We start from the raw sequence: 16,204 nt of genomic DNA, 5'->3' as shown, positions 1-16,204 counted from the left end.
GGCGGATTCTACATGTCTAACAGAATGCGTAGGGGAGGGTCTTCAGACCCTCCCGACAAGAGGGAGCATCTGAAGATGCTCCCCTACGAATCGGCATTCTGTCAGAGGCTCTTGGTAGCGATGAGGAAAAAGCGATGAGGTACAAGTGGATCGCGTGTCTCTGTGTCTTCCTGGCTCATGGCTCATGGCTTTCCGCTTGGGCTGGCACCGCCGAGCCCATTTTTCCGCTCGACCAAGTCAAACCCGGCATGAAGGGGGTGGGCAAAACCGTTTTCAAAGGCACCGCCATCGAGGAATTCCAAGTCGAAGTGATCGATGTTCTTCGAAACTACGCTCCCAAACGCAGTTTGATTCTGGCCGAGGTGAGCGGCAAGGCGGTGGATGAAGCGGGGGTCATCGCCGGCATGAGCGGCAGTCCGGTCTACATCGAGGGCAAGCTCGTCGGCGCGCTCGCGTATCGGTTCGGGGCGTTTCCCCGGAGGCCCATCGCCGGCATCACACCGATCCAGGACATGCTGGACCTGTTTGAAGGTATGGCCGAGCCGGGCGCCGCCGAGCCCACTGCGACTCCCGGGCTAATTCGGCCGCTGCCTCCCCAGGAAATCCAGGAGCGGAACGCACCCGCGGCGACGGCCACGGGAAAAGGGGTCTTTGATCCGGGAGGCGTGATTCCCATCGAAACGCCCTTGGCGATGAGCGGCTTTCACCCCGAAATTCTCCGGTTGTTCCGTGGTGATTTCGAGAGGCTCGGCTTCTACCCGGTGCTCGCCGGATCCGGGTCGGACGGCGCGGGGGGGGGGAATCTTGAACCCGGTTCCTCCATCTCGGCCCGGCTCGTCTCCGGCGACATCAGCATGAGCGCGTCGGGTACGCTGACCTTCATCGACAAAGATCGAATTCTCGCCTTCGGCCATCCGTTCATGTGGGGTGGCGACGTCAATTTTCCCTTGGCCCCCTCGCGGGTGCTCACCGTCGTGCCCGGCCAGGCCCTTTCGTACAAGATTACGTCCGACGGTGAAACGGTCGGGGCGTGGACGCGGGACCAGTCGACCGGCATCGTCGGCCTCCTGCGGCGATCCGCGCCGACGGTGAAAGTGCGGGTCACCGTCAACGGCGGCCAGACCTACCATTTCGACGTCGTGGAGCACATCGTGCTGACCCCGGCGCTATTGCAGATGACGGTGGGGAACCTCATCATGCTCAGCACCGGGATGTCGAGCCCCGTCACGATCGACGCCCGCGGCGCGATTCGGATCGAGGGGGAAGAAGCGGTGCCGGTGGAAATCTTCCGGTCGGGCGACTTCGCGCTTACCGATGTCGTCGGCGATGTCTCCCAAACCATCGGCTGGCTTCTCCGCAACCCCTACAAGCCCCTCCGCGTGCAGGGAATCGAGCTGAACGTGCAGGCGAACAAGGGGGATCAGTCGGCCGTGCTGGACCGAATCCGCATGCCTCGTTCTGACGTGCGAGCGGGGGAAAAGCTTCCACTGGAAATCGTCCTTCGCGCGGGAAGGAAGGGGCGAAGCGAATTGACCCATCCGTTCACCCTGCCCGCCGACATCGAACCGGGCGACTACACGCTTCGGGTGACCGATGCCCTGGCCGCCGAACGCTCCGATTGGACCGGGATCGGCGAGGCCGGATCCACCCTCCCGTCCATTCTAATCCAGCTCAGAAAGACCTACGATGCCCGCCAGATCTACGTTCGCCTCGAGCGGGCTTCCTCCGGGGTGCGCACCGGCGGACGCCGCCTGGAGAATCTTCCACCCTCGGTATATGAACTCCTTCAATCCGATCGCGATCGGACCGAGGCGCCCATCGTGACCGGATCCGTGATCAAGCAAGAGTCGGTGAAAACGGCCTTCTACGTTCGCGGTGAGAAAGAGCTCCTCCTTCACGTGCAGTCCTCCCTGAAATGAGGTGACGGTTTGAACAAGCTTTCGGTATTTTCCGTTTTGTTTGTCTTTCTGGGTCGGTCGGCCTTCGCCGCGGAGCCGCAAAAATGGGTCCTCGAAAGTTTCCAGGACTTCCTGGGCGGCGAGGTCGAATCGGTCGAGATCACGGAAGACGGTGAACTTCGCCTTGGGCGGGACGTGCGCCGGATCGCCGAATTGAAAATGCCTCAGGTGTGGGCCGCCGCGGCCGATCCGAAATCTCAGACGGTCTACCTTTCGGGAGGCGATCAAGGTGAGGTTTGGAGGGTTGGTGCGGACGGCTCCTCCTCGTTGATTTTCAAGGCGCCCGATCCCTTCGTCTATGCGGTGGCGTTGACGTCAGGGGAGCTTTGGGCGGGATCGAGCCCGGATGGAAAGGTGTATCGCGTTCCGCTCGGAAAAGGGGAGAAGGCGGAGGGCACAGTCGTCTTTGATCCTGCGGAATCGTATGTGTGGGCGATGCGACCCGCCCCCGATGGAGGTGTGTGGATCGGCACGGGCTCGCCGGCGAAGCTCTACCGGGTGACCTCCAAGGGGGATTCCCAGCTCGTGTTCGAGGGGAAGGAGGACCACGTCTCCACGCTCGTCCCGCAGGCCGACGGATCCCTGATCGTCGGCTGCTCCGGGCCGGGTCGGATCTACCGTGTTCCGGCCAAGGGAAAGCGTTCCGTTATCCTCGATTCGGATCGCGAAGAAGTTCGCGCCCTGGCCCAGGACTCCAAAGGCTCACTCTATGCGGCGCTGGTAGGCCTCCGGTCGGGTGCCGCCGGAGGTTCGAAATCAGTTTCGTCCGGGTCGGCGACGAATGCGTCCGATGCGGAGGACATCCTGGGTGAACCGAGTCCCACCGAGACCCGCCGATGGAACGCGGGATCGAAAAGCACGCCCAAAAAACACCAAGTGGTCCGGATCGACCCCGATGGTTTCGTGTTTCCGATCTGGGATGGCGACGACCTGCCCTTTGCGCTCTCCGCCGCCGGTTCCGAGGTCGTCCTGGGCCTTGGGGGAGGGAAGGCGAGGCTCCTCGGCATGTCGGGTCCCGAATTCTCCAAGAGTTTGATCTTCCAAGGGCAGGAGGAGGAAGTCGTGGCCATCCTCCCTCTCGATTCCCAAGGCTGGTCCGTGATTACCAGTCATGGTTCAGCCGTGTACCGAGTCGGGGGTGAGCCCGCGTCCAAGGGGGCGTACTTTTCGGAGGCCTTCGATGCGCAACGCGTATCGTATTGGGGCAAGGTCGAATGGCGCAGCCGTCCCCATCGGGTGGAAAAGGGACTGAGATTTTCGGTTCGCGGGGGAAACACGGAGCGCCCGGGGGAGGATTGGTCCGATTGGACCTTGTTGAAGAACGGCCAGACGTCGCTGGCTCCCGCCCGATTCTTCCAATGGAAAGTCGAATTCGAGAAATCGAAGGAGCCGGTCTCCCTCCTGCAAGTTCGCGCCAATTACCTGACCAAAAACGCCGCTCCGCAAATTCAGGGCCTCTCCGTGAAGGAAGTCCAGCCGACGAGATCCGTGCGGGCTCAAATCGGGGGGGGGGCGGCCTCGCCGGGCGCCGGTGGGTCCCCCGCCCAGGGATTTACGCCGGGGCTCCAGCCGGGCATGCCGCCCCAACCGGAAGCGGCCAAAATCAGTTTTCTCGATCTTTCCTGGAAGGCCTCGGATCCGGACGGCGATAACCTGACCTACGATCTCCTGATGCGGGGTCAGGAGGAATCAGCCTGGAAGGAAATCCAGAAAGATTGGACCCGCCCCACCTACCGGTGGGACATTTCCGTTGTCCCGGACGGCGTGTACTTCGTGAAGATCATAGCCGGCGACCGCGCGAGCAATCCGCGGGATCAGGCCCTCACCGGAGAAGTGGTGTCGTCTCCGATCGAAATCGATAACACGCCCCCGGAAATCCGGTCGCTCAAGCACGCCGTGGGCGCCAATGGCGTGCGCATCGAATTCGAAACGGTGGACCGGACCACGGCCGTGGATGCCGCCGAGGTGGCGCTGGATTCGCAGGAGTGGGAGCTGGTCTATCCGGTCGATCGAATCGCGGACTCGAACGCGGAGAAGTTCGACGTAACGCTTCCCGTGCCCGGTCAGGGCGAACACACGCTGGTCATCAAGGTCAAGGACCGGAAAGAAAACACCCTCACGGAAAAGATCGTCTTCAGCAATTAGGCAAGCATTCAACCATCAGTAGGAAAGTGTTCAGCTTCGTAGAGGAGGACCTTCAGGTCCTCCCTCATCGGGAGCAGCCAAGGCTGCTCCCCTACTGAAAGCTGACAACGGCCTAGCTCTTCACCTCATCCAGAATTCTCTGGATGAGCGTCTCGCTTCGAACCCCTTCGGCTTCCGCCTTGAAGTTCAAAATGATGCGGTGCTTGAGCACCGGCATGGCGAGTGCTCGCACGTCCTCGATCGCCGCATACGGGCGGCCATCGAGGAGTGCCCGTGCCTTGGCGCCCACGATGAGGTACTGACTGGCGCGGGGACTGGCGCCCCAACTGACCCATTCGTTCACATAGCTGAGAGACCGCATCTCGTGCTTCCCATTCCCCCGGTTGATCTTGCCGTCCGGCCGTGTGTGAGCCACCAGCCGCACGGCATATTCCACCGTGTGATCCGGCACCGGCACCCGCCGGACCAGGTTCTGGAGATCCAGGACTTCGGGCAGGCTGATCACTTTCTGCAGCTCCGGCGCACTCTGACCGGTTGTGGCTTTCACGATTTCCATCTCGGTTTCCGTGGAGGGATAGAGCACGTCGATGTGGAGCATGAAGCGGTCGAGCTGGGCTTCAGGCAGAGGGTACGTGCCTTCCTGCTCGATGGGATTCTGGGTGGCGAACACCAGGAACGGCTGTTCGATGGGATACGTTTCTCCACCGGCCGTGACTTTGAACTCCTGCATGGCTTGAAGGAGCGCGGCCTGGGTTTTGGGGGGGGTGCGGTTGATCTCGTCCGCGAGCAGAATGTTCGTGAAGATGGGGCCGCGGATGAAGCGGAATACCCGTTTTCCCACCGTCACGTCCTCCTCCAGGACCTCCGTGCCGGTGATGTCGGAGGGCATGAGGTCCGGCGTGAATTGAATGCGCTGAAACCGGAGATCCATGACTTGGGCGAGCGTATTGACCATGAGCGTTTTCGCCAGACCGGGCACGCCGACGAACAAGGAATGACCGCGTGAGAAAACCGCCGTGAGCAGGAGATCCATCACTTCCCGCTGGCCGAGAATGACTTTTTCCACCTCCGCCAGAATTCGGTCTTTCTTCTGCCGGAGCCGGCCTACCAATTCCTCGGAATCGGCGGCCGATGGACTCGACGCCTCCGGGCGGACTGAACCTTCAGCGGGCATGGCGGACTGGGACATGCGGCTCACCTATCACATTTGCCCGGTCTTCTCAACGCTTGGCCGGCCTCGAGGAACCACGATCCGCGGCGGGCGCGCGATCCGCAGCGGATAAGATACGAAGCTTCTCAGATGCGCGTTGTGCCTCGTCCTTCCGGCCCGTCTTGGCGAACAGATCCGCCAACCGCTGCCACGCCACCGTATGGAACGGGTTGATCCGGGTGACTTCGACGTAGCTCGTCACCGCCTTCTCGATGTCGTTCCCGGCCAGATGGGCTTCGCCCAGTGCGTAGTAGGTCGTCGAGAAGTCGGGATACAACTCGCGGCATTCCTCCAGCGTCCGAATGGCGTCCCCCGGCTGACCGGCGAGAAGCTGGGATTGCCCCAGCTTGTTCAGAATGATGGCCGAGTAGGATTCCTTTTCGCGCGCCTTTTGATATTCGATCACGGCAGCGGGGAACTGGCTCCGGCTCTTGAGCAGATCGCCCAAACGGGTGAACTCCCGTGCCTGCTTGTGCTCCACCTCCCGCCATTCGAGATCCTCGTCCGTCCCCGTCGATCCGTCCCTCTTGAGTGTGAGACTGGGCGCTTCCATCCCGGGGATCGCCTTGAGTCCACGCTGCAAGAGCGATTCCTTCACGGCCAGCTCAAAGGAAGTTAGATCGAGGCCCACCACCTGCTGAAGTGCTGCGGAGAGTTCCTTTCCCTCGCCCAATGCCTTGAGGAGGCGACCCAGCCCCTTGCCCTCGGTGCGCGTCATCAAAAATTCCACGGCCACCTGAACTTGGGCGAACGCGAGGGCCACTTCCTCCCGCGTATCCAATTTCACGAGGGAGGGGTGCATCCGGGAATACGGGATCAGCGTGTTGTTCTGGACGGCGGTGGCGAGCAGGGTTTCGCTCGAAGGTTGCAATCGCGAGCGGAACGCATCCGGCCCGATGGCGCCCGGATTCTTCGATCCACGCTCGCGATCGAACAGGTCTTCGAGATACGAGGCGATGCCTTCGTGCAGCCAGACGGGCGCATTGTTGCGGGTGAGGTGATAGACGAGGAAATGCACGTACTCGTGCACGGCGGTGTTGAGGTATCGGTAGCCACGGAGGAGCAGCCGGGGACTCAGCACCATGAGCTTGTTGAATTTGCATACGCCAACCGCTCCCGAGACTTCGAGATCCTTTTCGGTCAGCGTGGTGGCGTGGCGGAAGGCGTCGTAGTCCGAGAACACCTCGACTCGGATCGGCGCGTCGGGACTGAAGCCGAGAAGTTTTTCAAAGAAGCGATAGGCGTCTTCCAACTCGGCGAAAAGATCGCCCACGAGAACGACGTCCACCCCCGGTTTGTATCGTGCCTCAAAGTGTCCGAATCGGGTCTGGGGCGATTCTCGAAAGGCCTCCTCCGTCTTGCGGATGACCTCGGCGAGGGAGAATCCTCCGTCCTTGATCTGCTCCGGGTCGCGCGCCTGATCGAGAAGGGAACGAGCCTGCCGGTAGTCGCCGGAATAGAACGCGAGGATGGACCTTAGACTTCGGAGTGAGGCCTGATGTTCCGGCGTCGCGGAAGCATCCAGAGTCTTGAGGGTGGACGATGCGGCCGCGACGTCCCAGGCATCGATCTGGGCCTCGAACTGCTGGACGAGTTCGTCCATGGTGGGAGCGGCTCCCGCTTCGCGATTCGAACCCGCGATGAGTAGAACCGCGGCGAGGAATGTAGCCTTGATCATGGCGTTCATGGGAAGCGCGATATTCGAAGACACGACCGCATTTTCGGCTGGTTTGGCGCATTGGTCAAATTCGCCGTCATTCATGAGGGGAGTACTTGACCGGGCGATCCATAGGGAGCGATGAACCTCGATGGGTCGTCTCCTCCAGATGACCCCCTGATTCCATGACCACATGATCACATATCCCGGACTTTCCTGACCCCCAAAACACCCTGATCAGTCGCACCTGTGAATTGTGATATACGTCGCTTGACAGATCACGCGTGATATGCAAATATGTCCGCATGGACATCCTAGATAAGAAAGGGGGCTCACATGTGGTCATGGGATAACATGGGTCTGATGTTCAGCGCCATGTTTGCCTACACCACTCTGTTGGTTGGGTATTTCTGGTGGGATTCAAGCCGGAAAAGGCGGATCCTTCCCAAGTGGTTCGTGCAGCGTTTTCGGTCTCGCAAAACCGTTCGAGAAGAAAGCAACGGCGAAAGCGAATCCCTGGCTGCCTGAGAGGGCAGTTGGAGCGATCGTCAGGCGGAGGGGAGAGGGGTTCGTGGAGATGGTTCTGGGTAGCCGCAGCCTTTAGGCTGCGTCCAGTGCGCGGGCTAAAGCCCCCGGCCATCTAGCAACGTGACACACTCAACGTAGACGGTCTGCCCGATCGAGGCAATCGCTGAGACCTAATCCCTTCACCACTGCGGTAAGTTCGTACGCGAATCCAATTCGTAAGAGCCCCTTGGGCATCGCTCTTTCCCTCCTTCGCTTGCATTCGTGCCGGAAACGGGTGCGCCACAAGTAGCCGCGAGGAGTGGACATCCCATGTGGCCAAAAAGGCATTTTTTACTTGACAGGTAAATACCTCGCAAGTCACAATATCATGGTGACGGAGAATCCGGCTGGGTTTCCTGAGAAAAAGACTGCCAAATTCGGGCAAGTCCGCACAAGCACCGTTCTGAAGCTTTTCATCGTCTTTCTTGCCGTCACTCTTTCCTATCTTTTCACGCAGAAGAAGTCGGAAACCCGCGCGGTCATGAGTCCGGCCACCAAAGGGCTGTCTACGAGAATCGATGTGGCGGGAATTCCCACAGCCACGGTAACCGGTCGAGTCAAGCCCGGCTCCACACTTTTCCAGGCGCTGGTGGACAAGGGTCTTCCCCGGCAGGAAGCGAACAATGTCGTCGGTGAGATCAACAAGAGCTACGACGTGCGCCGCGTAAAAGCCGGCGATGAATTCCGGCTGGTGCAGACGCAGGACAAGAGTCTCATCGCGTTCGATTATCTCGCGGATCCATTGAATGTCTTCTATGTCGAACGGCATGAGGACGGGTTGGTTTCGGGCAAGCGGGAGTTCCGGTTGGAATCCGTGGAATCTCTCATCTATGGAGAGGTGGACCAAACGGTTTACCAGACGATCCTGGCCATGGGCGAAAGCGCGCAGTTGGCAAGCCTCTTCGTGAATGTTTTCGCGTGGGACTTCGACTTCAGCACGGGCACGAGAAAGGGAGACCGATTCTCCGTGCTCGTCGAGAAGAAATACAAAGACGGCCGGTTCTTCGGCTACGGCAAGATTCTGAGCGGCAAGTATGAGAGCAGTTTCGGCACCCACACGGCCGTCTACTACCAGTCACCGGAGGGCATCGAGGGTTATTACTCGCCCGAAGGTCGCTCCATGAGGAAGGCGTTCCTTCGATCCCCGCTCCGGTACGACTACATCACGTCCGGATTTACGAGTTGGCGGTTCCATCCGGTACTGCGCCGCGGCCGGCCCCACTATGCCATCGACTACGGCGCGAGGCCGGGCACGCCCGTGTGGAGCGTGGCCGACGGCCAGGTGATCTACTCCGGGTGGAAGGGCCCCGCCGGGCGGACGGTGATCGTCCGTCACGCCAATCAATATGTGACATCGTACAGCCATCTTTCCCGGATGGCGCGGGGCATCCGAGTGGGAGCGCGCGTGAGACAGCAGCAGGTTATCGGTTACGTCGGATCGAGCGGCCTCACCACCGGGCCCCATCTGCATTACATGCTGAAAATTGCCGGGCGATACGTGAATCCGCAGCGCGTCAAGTTTCCGCCCGGAATCCCCGTCGCCCAGAAGTATCGCAGGGAGTTCGACCGGCAAAAGGAAGTTTATCTCGCGAGACTCGAGGACGCCCCGAAGGTCGCGACGATCGCCCGCCCCCCGGTTCCCTTCCAGTAGTTCCAGTAGGGGAGGGTCTTCAGACCCTCCCGGCAAAAGGGAGCATCTAAAGATGCTCCCCTACGCACAGGGCGTTCTTGGAAAACCCCATGTGGTCCCGGCGTTGGACGGCCCGCTATTCTACTTCAACCTCCACGTTTCACGCGCGTGGCTCCACATCGCCCGGATCCCCGCCCGGTTTTCCGATTTCGCGATGATCATGTTCATGCTGAAGAGCAAGTACGCGCCCGCGTAGATGTATCGGCCGGTCTCGCTGGTGAAGGGGAGGTGGCTGAGGAAAATGACCGCAACGAGGACGGCCTCCCATAACCCGAACGAGAGATCGGCGAGGATCGTCATCGCGAAGAAGGATTGGGCGGAGGTGACGGTCAGCTCGGCGATCTGCCGGTCGTCGAGGTGGAGGGCCGAGGGGGCGCCGATCGAGGCGCTGTACGCGATGGGGAGCATGCCGACGAGGAGCGTCCACTGATTGATCTTGGAGGAGATGAGGGCGCCGAGGCCGAGCTGAGGCTTGCCGCGCGCCGCGAAGAGGATCGCGACGATGAACTCCGGACTCTCGCTGGCCAAGGGAGCCAGCCATTGAACGAGGATGAATTCATCGATGCCCGCATGGCGGCCCATCTCCAGAAGTCCCTCTGCAAACGGCTCGGCGGAAAAGAGGATGACGAGGGCGGCAAACACGAATCCACCGTACGTAAAGAGTCTCCGCAATCCGCGCGGGAGCTGGGCGAGCATGGCGGCTGGACCGATAAGATCGGGCTCCTCGTGCTCCGCCTTCATGGCGAGGCGGACGTAGGCCGCGAACATCGCGATGAACACCGCGGAGTCCCACAGGGAGAGTGTGCGTTTGAGGGGGAGGATGAACGAGTAGACCGTGGCGGCAAGGAGAAAGAACATCTCCAGCCGATAGCCGGGCTCGACCCTGACGGCGCGGCGCCGGGTCTTGAGGCAGAAGAAGATCACGACAGACGTCCACCCGAGCCCGATCAGGAGTTGATTCCCGCCGCTCATGTTCGCTAGAGTGTAGGGCACGTATTGCGGGTTCTTTCCCGCCTGCCACGCAAAATAAATGTCCACCGCATATTCCGGAAGAACGGCCACCAGGGCGAGGAGGATCACTGCCACCGATCGGGGCAGGTCCAGCTCGGCCAGTTCGGTGCACCACGAAAGCATGAACGCCGCGCAAACAATGGCGGCTCCGGGAAAGAGGGCGTTCCACGGCGTGGGGAGGTGTATGCCCGCGAAGCGTACGCCCAACCATGCGACACTCACGGCTCCCAGGAAGAGCATGAGCAGGATGGTCGATCGATTGTTTTTCACCGCGGCCCTTCATATCACAGCTTGCGTGACCTTTCACGAATGATGCGGCGTTTTTGGGTTCGCCTCGGCTTGGCTGTTGCGCTCGTCGTTCTCGCGCTGGCAGCCGATACGTTCAGGCGCGCGCCGAGCCTGTCCGGTTTCAATTCGACGAACCCGAAAAGAACGCATTGGATGGCGGTGCGCGAGAAGCAGGCCCGGAAGGCCGGACGGACATGGAGGGTGACGCAATCCTGGGTTCCCTTGCGGCAGGTGTCGCGACCGGCGCGGCACGCCGTGCTCGCCGCGGAGGATGCCGCGTTCTACAGCCACGAGGGATTCGATTTTCACGAAATAAAGGAAGCGATGGAAAGGGATTGGAAAAAGAAGAAATGGGCGCGCGGGGCGAGCACGATCTCCCAACAACTGGCCAAGAATCTCTGGCTCAGCCCGCGGAAGTCCATCTGGCGCAAGGCCGAGGAGGCGATTCTCACTATTCGACTGGAGCGGTCGCTCACGAAAGATCGGATCCTGGAGTTGTACCTGAACGTGGCGGAGTGGGGGCCGGGAGTATTCGGGATAGAGGCCGCGTCGAAGCGCTACCTTGGGAAATCCAGTTCGGACCTGTCAGCGGAAGACGGCGCGCTGCTCGCCGCCATGCTGCCGAATCCCTTCCGGTTGCAGCCGGACAAAAATCCGCGGGGAGTGTCGAAGCGGCAGGAGATTATCCTCCAGCGGATGCGCCGCCTCCGCTGGCTGCCGGCGCCCAAACCATCGGAGGAGATGCCCGCGGTTGAAGAACCCGTTGCCGTGGAGCCGCCGGTGGTCGATACCGAAGCGGAGGAGGAGATCGATGCGGAGGTCGAGGAGGCGGAGGAGGTCCCGCCTGAAATTCCTGAGCTTGGAGTGCCAGGGAATGGGACTGAGGGCGCTGAGCCGCCGCAATCGGAAGCGAGTCCGCCGGAGCCGCCAACCTCTCCCGACCCAAAGGAAGAGGCCACCCAAGCTGAGGACTCAGCCCCCTGAGGGGTCGTAGGCGGCCAGAAAACGGGTGCGGAAGGCGGGCCATGCCCCTTGGCGGATGGCTTCCCTCGATTCGCGCAGGAGCGAAAAGTAGAAATGGAGGTTGTGGATTGTGCCGAGGCGGGCGGCGAGAATTTCCTTTGCGGCATGGAGGTGCCGGAGGTAGCTGCGCGAGAAGTGCCGGCAGGCGTAGCAGCCACACCCCGGGTCGATGGGGCTGGAATCCTCCCGGTATCGTTGGTGCATGATTTTCACGGGTCCGGTGTGGCCGTAGAGGATGCCGGTCCGGGCGTGCCGCGTCGGAATAATGCAATCGAAGATATCGATGCCACGATGAATCGATTCGATGATGTCTTCCGGGGCGCCGACGCCCATGAGGTAGCGTGGAGAGGGGATCGGGAGATGGGGGAGCGTCGCTTCCACCGTCTCCAGCATGGCCGTTTTGGGCTCGCCGACGGAGAGCCCGCCGAGCGCGTAGCCGTCAAACCCGATTTCAACCAGTGATTCGGCGGATGCCCGTCTGAGATCGGCGTCGATCCCGCCCTGAACGATTCCGAATAGCGCCTGATCGGTCTGCCGGGCGGCCCCCTCCACTCCGTTCCGGAGACGGCGAGTGGAATCGTCATGGGATCCCCGCGCCGACTTGCATCGGCGCGCCCATTCGGTGGTGCGCCGAACCGCCTCCCGCAGTTGTTCCGGGGAGCAGGGATAGGGCGGGCATTCATCGAGCACCATCATGACATCCGAGCCGAGCGCCTCCTGAACGCGCACGGCCAATTCCGGAGTGAAGGTGTGCCGGCTGCCATCGATGTGGGATTGGAATTCAACACCGTCGTCGCGCACTTTCTTCAAATTCGCGAGGCTGAAGACCTGATACCCGCCGCTGTCGGTAATGATGGCTCCAGACCAGTTCATGAAGGCGTGCAGGCCGCCATGTTTTCGGATCGTTTCCTGCCCGGGGCGGAGGTAGAGGTGGTACGTGTTCGAGAGGATCGCCTGTCCACCGAGGTCCTGGACCTCTTCGGGCGTCATCGCCTTGATCGTGCCTTGCGAGGCCACCGGGCAGAACACCGGCGTCTCCACGGTCCCGTGAGGCGTTTCCATCCGTCCCGTCCTCGCCCCCCCCCCACGGGGGTCAGGCCATGGTCCATGCCGCGCCGTCCCTGGCGCGGCAACATTGCATGGCCCCGTACCCTCCTGGGCACGGGGCATGGTAGTTGATAATTCAGCGGGCCGATCGAGTTCGAACCGGATCACGGCCTAGAAGAACTTCACCTTCAAATAGATGACCATCAGAGCCCCATACGCGGCCCACGCCACGCAAAGGGCGATCAGGCTTCCGTTCCCCGGCCGGATGTCTTCCAACATTTGATCCTTAAGGAATCGATGGTTGAGGAAGACGAGCCCCCCGGTGTACGTGACCGTCCCCACGAAGCCGATGAGGGCGCTGAGGAGAATCAATCGCCCGGGCTGGTCGAACAGCATCGTAATGCCGGTGATCAGGGTGAGGAGGGTGATCATCGTGTAGTACAGTTTCTGGGGTCCGAGGTTTTCCGCTTTCTTCCAGATCACGCTGAGCACATCCACGTGGATCCGGGCGACGGAATCGGCCGTGGCCAGCCACGTATCAGCCAGGAAGGCGCCGGCAACAAAGAGAAACAGGACGCGTCCGACCACCCCCCAGGAGGCTTCGAAGAATTCAGCCTGGACCACGGCAAGCTGGTATCCGTCCGGCAGGATGCCCTTGGGGTGCAGGAGGGCGTAGGCGAGGAGGCACGTCAGGACCGTGGTGATGAGGTTGCCGATGATTCCGACGAGGCTGTCGACGATTACGTAGTAGCTCCAACGGTCGGCGTTCTCGATCAGGTGGGAGTCCATGTCCGGAACTTGGCCTCCGCCGAGCGAAAGCGATTTTGCCCCAGCCCGCAACCCGAGAAGCTGAGTGCCATGTGCGGCCATGCCGACCTTCTTCTCCTTGATCCAGTAGGAATAGAACGTGGTCCAGAATCCCCCGAGGCCTGCGAACGTGATGGCCGTCAGCAACTTCTCCGCATCCGCAGGATCCCATGGGCGGGCGAGCGGTGAGGGGATGAAAAGCCCTTTGAAGACGTCGAGCCAGACCTTCACCACATCCGGGTGCATGCAGGCAATGACCATCCCGATCAGCGTGCCTATGGCCACGATTTTCATGACCCACTCGATGAGCCGATAGACAACCTTTGCGAAGAGGAGACCGGAGAAGAAAACAAGGATCGAGAATTCGCCCCAGAAGAGCGTTCGTCCTTTCGCGGACCATCCGGGTGGGAATTGGGTCAATTCGGCAATGGCGGTGCCGCCCGCGGAGGCGAAGGCCCCGAACCACAGGAAGGAAAGGATGAAGAGGACGTAGAGGATCAGGCCGAAGGTTCGGTTCATGCGGAGGAACCCACGGAAGAGACCCTCGCCGGTCATGACGGTATACCGCCCGATTTCGAAGTTCAGCGGAAGTTGAAGGAGGCAGGCGGGGATCAGGAGGAAGAGGAAACCGAGGCCGTACTTGGTTACGATGTAGGGCCACCAGACGAGTTCGCCGCTACCCTGGGCGAGTGCCATCCAGACGAGACCGGGACCGATGAGGTATCTCAGCCCTGGAAAGTCCGGAAGACGCGCCTTGCCAAGAGGGGTCACCCCACCACCTCCAACAGCCGCCGGAGGCGGCTCAGGATCTCGGACGCACAGCGTCCGGTTGCAGGTGGTGGGGTCATCTTGAGTTTCCTGCGCCCATGGTAGTGCCCGAGGGACGATTTTCAAGCACGAACTGATTGCGCCCGTTGGCGGTCGTCAGTTCTTGGAGAAGCCGAGAGGAAGTTTCTGCGTGAGTTCCTTGATCAGGAAGCGGACGGCCACCTTGCCCTTCGGAGTTTCGAGCTCGGCGTCGTAACGGCGCCCTCCGAAATTGCCGACCACGTCGTGTTCGTTGTTCGTGCGAATCCAGCCGCTGAAGGCCTGAAGGTCGAGGATCCTTTCCTTCTCGTCATTGAAGAACATCGTAGCGGCATGTTGCACGAGGGAGAGCCGTTCCTCACTGGAGAGGCGGGCATCCGCCATGAGGAAGCAGAATCCCCATCGGATTCCGTTCGCTTCAAAGGTTTCGGGAATCATGTGGTCATACCCCTTTGAGGAGTTCCCTGCGCTGTTGGACTCTCTTCTTGTGGTACTCCAGTTTGTTGAGGGCATGCACGTAGGCCTTGGCGCTGGCCAGGACGACATCCGTGTGCGTTCCGCGTCCCGTGACTTCGAATCCCTCGTCCTTGATCTTGACGATGACGTCGCCTTGCGCGTCCGTTCCGCCCGTCACGGCTTTCGTCTGAAACTCGGTCAGTTCCGACTTTGTTCCGGTCAGTTCGGCGATGGCCTTGAATGCCGCGTCGATCTGTCCGTCCCCGGTGGATTGGCGCTCGACCCGTTTCCCGCCGATTTCGAGTTCCACGGCTGCGGTCGGCGTGGAATCCGTGCCGCTGGACACATGGAGGGAGACCAGCGCATACGTCTCGCCGATGTCGAACACCCGGTCGTGCAGGAGGGCCTCGATGTCCTCATCGAAGACCTCCTTCTTCTTGTCGGCCAGCTCCTTGAATTCTTTGAATGCCCGCGCGAATTGTTCCTCGGTCATTTCGTATCCCAGTTCGGCCAGCCGCACCTTGAGCGCGTGCCGTCCGGAGTGCTTGCCGAGGACCAGCGAGTTGGAGGATAGGCCGATCGATTGGGGCGTCATGATTTCGTAGGTGAGCGGCTTCTTGAGGACGCCGTCCTGGTGGATGCCGGCCTCGTGCGCGAAGGCATTGCGGCCCACCACGGCCTTGTTGGGCTGGACGCCGATGCCCGTGATCTGGGTGAGCAGGCGGCTCGTGGGAAAGATCTGGGTCGTGTCGATGTTCGTATCGAGCCCGTAGATGTCCTTCCGGTTCGTCAGCGTCATGACGATTTCTTCCATGGCGGCGTTGCCGGCGCGTTCGCCGATGCCGTTGATGGTGCATTCCACCTGCCGGGCCCCGAGCGACACGGCCGTGAGGGAGTTGGCCACGCCGAGGCCCTGATCGTTGTGGCAGTGCACGGAGATGACGACTTTCCCGATGCCTTTTACGCCCTTTTGGAGTTTCTTAACGAGTGAGAAGTATTCCTCCGGCACCGTGTAGCCCACGGTATCGGGGATGTTGATCGTGGTCGCGCCCGCGGCGATGACCGCGGAGAAGATTTCGCAGAGGAAATCGGGGTCACTTCGCGTGGCGTCCTCGGCGGAGAACTCGACGTCGTCCGTGTGCTTTCGGGCGAGCTTCACGGCCCGGATGGCCGATTCCAGCACTTCGCGCTCCGATTTCTTGAGCTTGTACTTCATGTGGATCTCGCTCGTGGCGATGAAGGTGTGGATGCGGCGCCGCGGTGCGCCCTTCAGAGCTTCGGCGGCCCGTTCGATGTCCGCATCGTTCGTGCGGGCGAGGCCGCAAATGACGGGTCCCCTCACCTTCTGCGCGATTTCGCGGACCGATTCGAAGTCTCCATCCGACGAAATGGGAAAACCGGCCTCGATAATGTCCACCTTGAGCTTGGCGAGCTGTTTGGCCATCCGGAGTTTCTCGGTAATATTCATGGAGAAGCCTGGAGACTGCTCGCCGTCCCGGAGGGTGGTGTCGAAGATCAGAACCTTATTTGTCATTGGA

General features: G+C 61.0%; 12 protein-coding genes. 5 read left to right on the top strand and 7 right to left on the bottom strand.

The window, feature by feature from the left end:
- Positions 1–134: 134 nt before the first annotated feature.
- Together HYT87_00290 and HYT87_00285 are read left to right on the top strand one after the other, a co-directional pair.
- Positions 135–1,919, top strand: a complete 1,785-nt coding sequence (locus HYT87_00290; GenBank protein ID MBI2058185.1) for a hypothetical protein — start codon at positions 135–137, stop codon at positions 1,917–1,919.
- A 9-nt stretch (positions 1,920–1,928) separates the two neighbouring features.
- A complete protein-coding gene (locus tag HYT87_00285; GenBank protein MBI2058184.1) occupies positions 1,929–4,103 on the top strand; it encodes a hypothetical protein in 2,175 nt (724 codons plus the stop codon).
- Between the two features lie 112 nt (positions 4,104–4,215).
- Here HYT87_00285 and HYT87_00280 read toward each other — a convergent pair whose 3' ends face one another.
- Positions 4,216–5,277 (bottom strand): MoxR family ATPase, encoded by a 1,062-nt coding sequence (locus tag HYT87_00280; GenBank protein MBI2058183.1) that lies wholly within the window; start codon positions 5,275–5,277, stop codon positions 4,216–4,218.
- Between the two features lie 46 nt (positions 5,278–5,323).
- Positions 5,324–7,024: a tetratricopeptide repeat protein gene (locus HYT87_00275; GenBank protein MBI2058182.1), complete on the bottom strand. Its 1,701-nt coding sequence runs from the start codon at positions 7,022–7,024 to the stop codon at positions 5,324–5,326.
- Positions 7,025–7,306: 282 nt separating this feature from the next.
- Here HYT87_00275 and HYT87_00270 point away from each other — a divergent pair, with 282 nt between their 5' ends.
- Positions 7,307–7,498: a hypothetical protein gene (locus HYT87_00270; protein ID MBI2058181.1), complete on the top strand. Its 192-nt coding sequence runs from the start codon at positions 7,307–7,309 to the stop codon at positions 7,496–7,498.
- Between the two features lie 370 nt (positions 7,499–7,868).
- The gene (locus HYT87_00265) at positions 7,869–9,188 is read left to right on the top strand and encodes a M23 family metallopeptidase (protein MBI2058180.1); all 1,320 of its coding nucleotides are present in this window, start codon (positions 7,869–7,871) and stop codon (positions 9,186–9,188) included.
- A 120-nt stretch (positions 9,189–9,308) separates the two neighbouring features.
- On the opposite strand, the gene HYT87_00260 is transcribed toward HYT87_00265, so the two are convergent.
- Entirely contained in the window at positions 9,309–10,508 is a 1,200-nt protein-coding gene (locus HYT87_00260) for a sodium:calcium antiporter (GenBank protein MBI2058179.1), read from the bottom strand.
- 39 nt (positions 10,509–10,547) lie between these two features.
- Here HYT87_00260 and mtgA point away from each other — a divergent pair, with 39 nt between their 5' ends.
- Entirely contained in the window at positions 10,548–11,510 is a 963-nt protein-coding gene (gene mtgA, locus HYT87_00255) for a monofunctional biosynthetic peptidoglycan transglycosylase (protein ID MBI2058178.1), read from the top strand.
- Here mtgA and tgt read toward each other — a convergent pair.
- The 4 genes from tgt to HYT87_00235 form a co-directional block, all read right to left on the bottom strand.
- Positions 11,499–12,719 carry a tRNA guanosine(34) transglycosylase Tgt gene (tgt, locus tag HYT87_00250; GenBank protein ID MBI2058177.1) on the bottom strand — a complete coding sequence of 407 codons (1,221 nt, stop codon included), beginning with the start codon at positions 12,717–12,719 and terminating at the stop codon, positions 11,499–11,501. The two genes, mtgA and tgt, sit on opposite strands and share 12 nt — an antisense overlap.
- A 48-nt stretch (positions 12,720–12,767) precedes the next feature.
- A complete protein-coding gene (locus tag HYT87_00245) occupies positions 12,768–14,174 on the bottom strand; it encodes an Nramp family divalent metal transporter (protein MBI2058176.1) in 1,407 nt (468 codons plus the stop codon).
- A 153-nt stretch (positions 14,175–14,327) separates the two neighbouring features.
- The gene (locus tag HYT87_00240) at positions 14,328–14,648 is read right to left on the bottom strand and encodes a hypothetical protein (protein ID MBI2058175.1); all 321 of its coding nucleotides are present in this window, start codon (positions 14,646–14,648) and stop codon (positions 14,328–14,330) included.
- 4 nt (positions 14,649–14,652) lie between these two features.
- Positions 14,653–16,200, bottom strand: a complete 1,548-nt coding sequence (locus tag HYT87_00235; protein ID MBI2058174.1) for a 2-isopropylmalate synthase — start codon at positions 16,198–16,200, stop codon at positions 14,653–14,655.
- Between the last annotated feature and the right edge of the window lie 4 nt (positions 16,201–16,204).

The sequence above is a fragment of the Nitrospirota bacterium genome (assembly GCA_016180645.1).
Classification (GTDB): Bacteria; JACPQY01; JACPQY01; order JACPQY01; family JACPQY01; genus JACPAV01.
The sequence above is the reverse complement of the archived record's forward strand: the minus strand, read 5'-3'. Positions and strand labels throughout refer to the sequence as shown.

What these genes read in the sequence shown, in the direction of transcription:
- HYT87_00290 (MBI2058185.1), top strand. Translation starts at nt 135, where the DNA reads ATGAGGTACAAGTGGATCGCGTGTCTCTGTGTCTTCCTGGCTCATGGC.
- HYT87_00280 (MBI2058183.1), bottom strand. Translation starts at nt 5,277, where the DNA reads ATGCCCGCTGAAGGTTCAGTCCGCCCGGAGGCGTCGAGTCCATCGGCC.
- HYT87_00270 (MBI2058181.1), top strand. Translation starts at nt 7,307, where the DNA reads ATGTGGTCATGGGATAACATGGGTCTGATGTTCAGCGCCATGTTTGCC.
- mtgA (MBI2058178.1), top strand. Translation starts at nt 10,548, where the DNA reads ATGATGCGGCGTTTTTGGGTTCGCCTCGGCTTGGCTGTTGCGCTCGTC.
- tgt (MBI2058177.1), bottom strand. Translation starts at nt 12,719, where the DNA reads ATGCCCCGTGCCCAGGAGGGTACGGGGCCATGCAATGTTGCCGCGCCA.
- HYT87_00240 (MBI2058175.1), bottom strand. Translation starts at nt 14,648, where the DNA reads ATGATTCCCGAAACCTTTGAAGCGAACGGAATCCGATGGGGATTCTGC.
- HYT87_00235 (MBI2058174.1), bottom strand. Translation starts at nt 16,200, where the DNA reads ATGACAAATAAGGTTCTGATCTTCGACACCACCCTCCGGGACGGCGAG.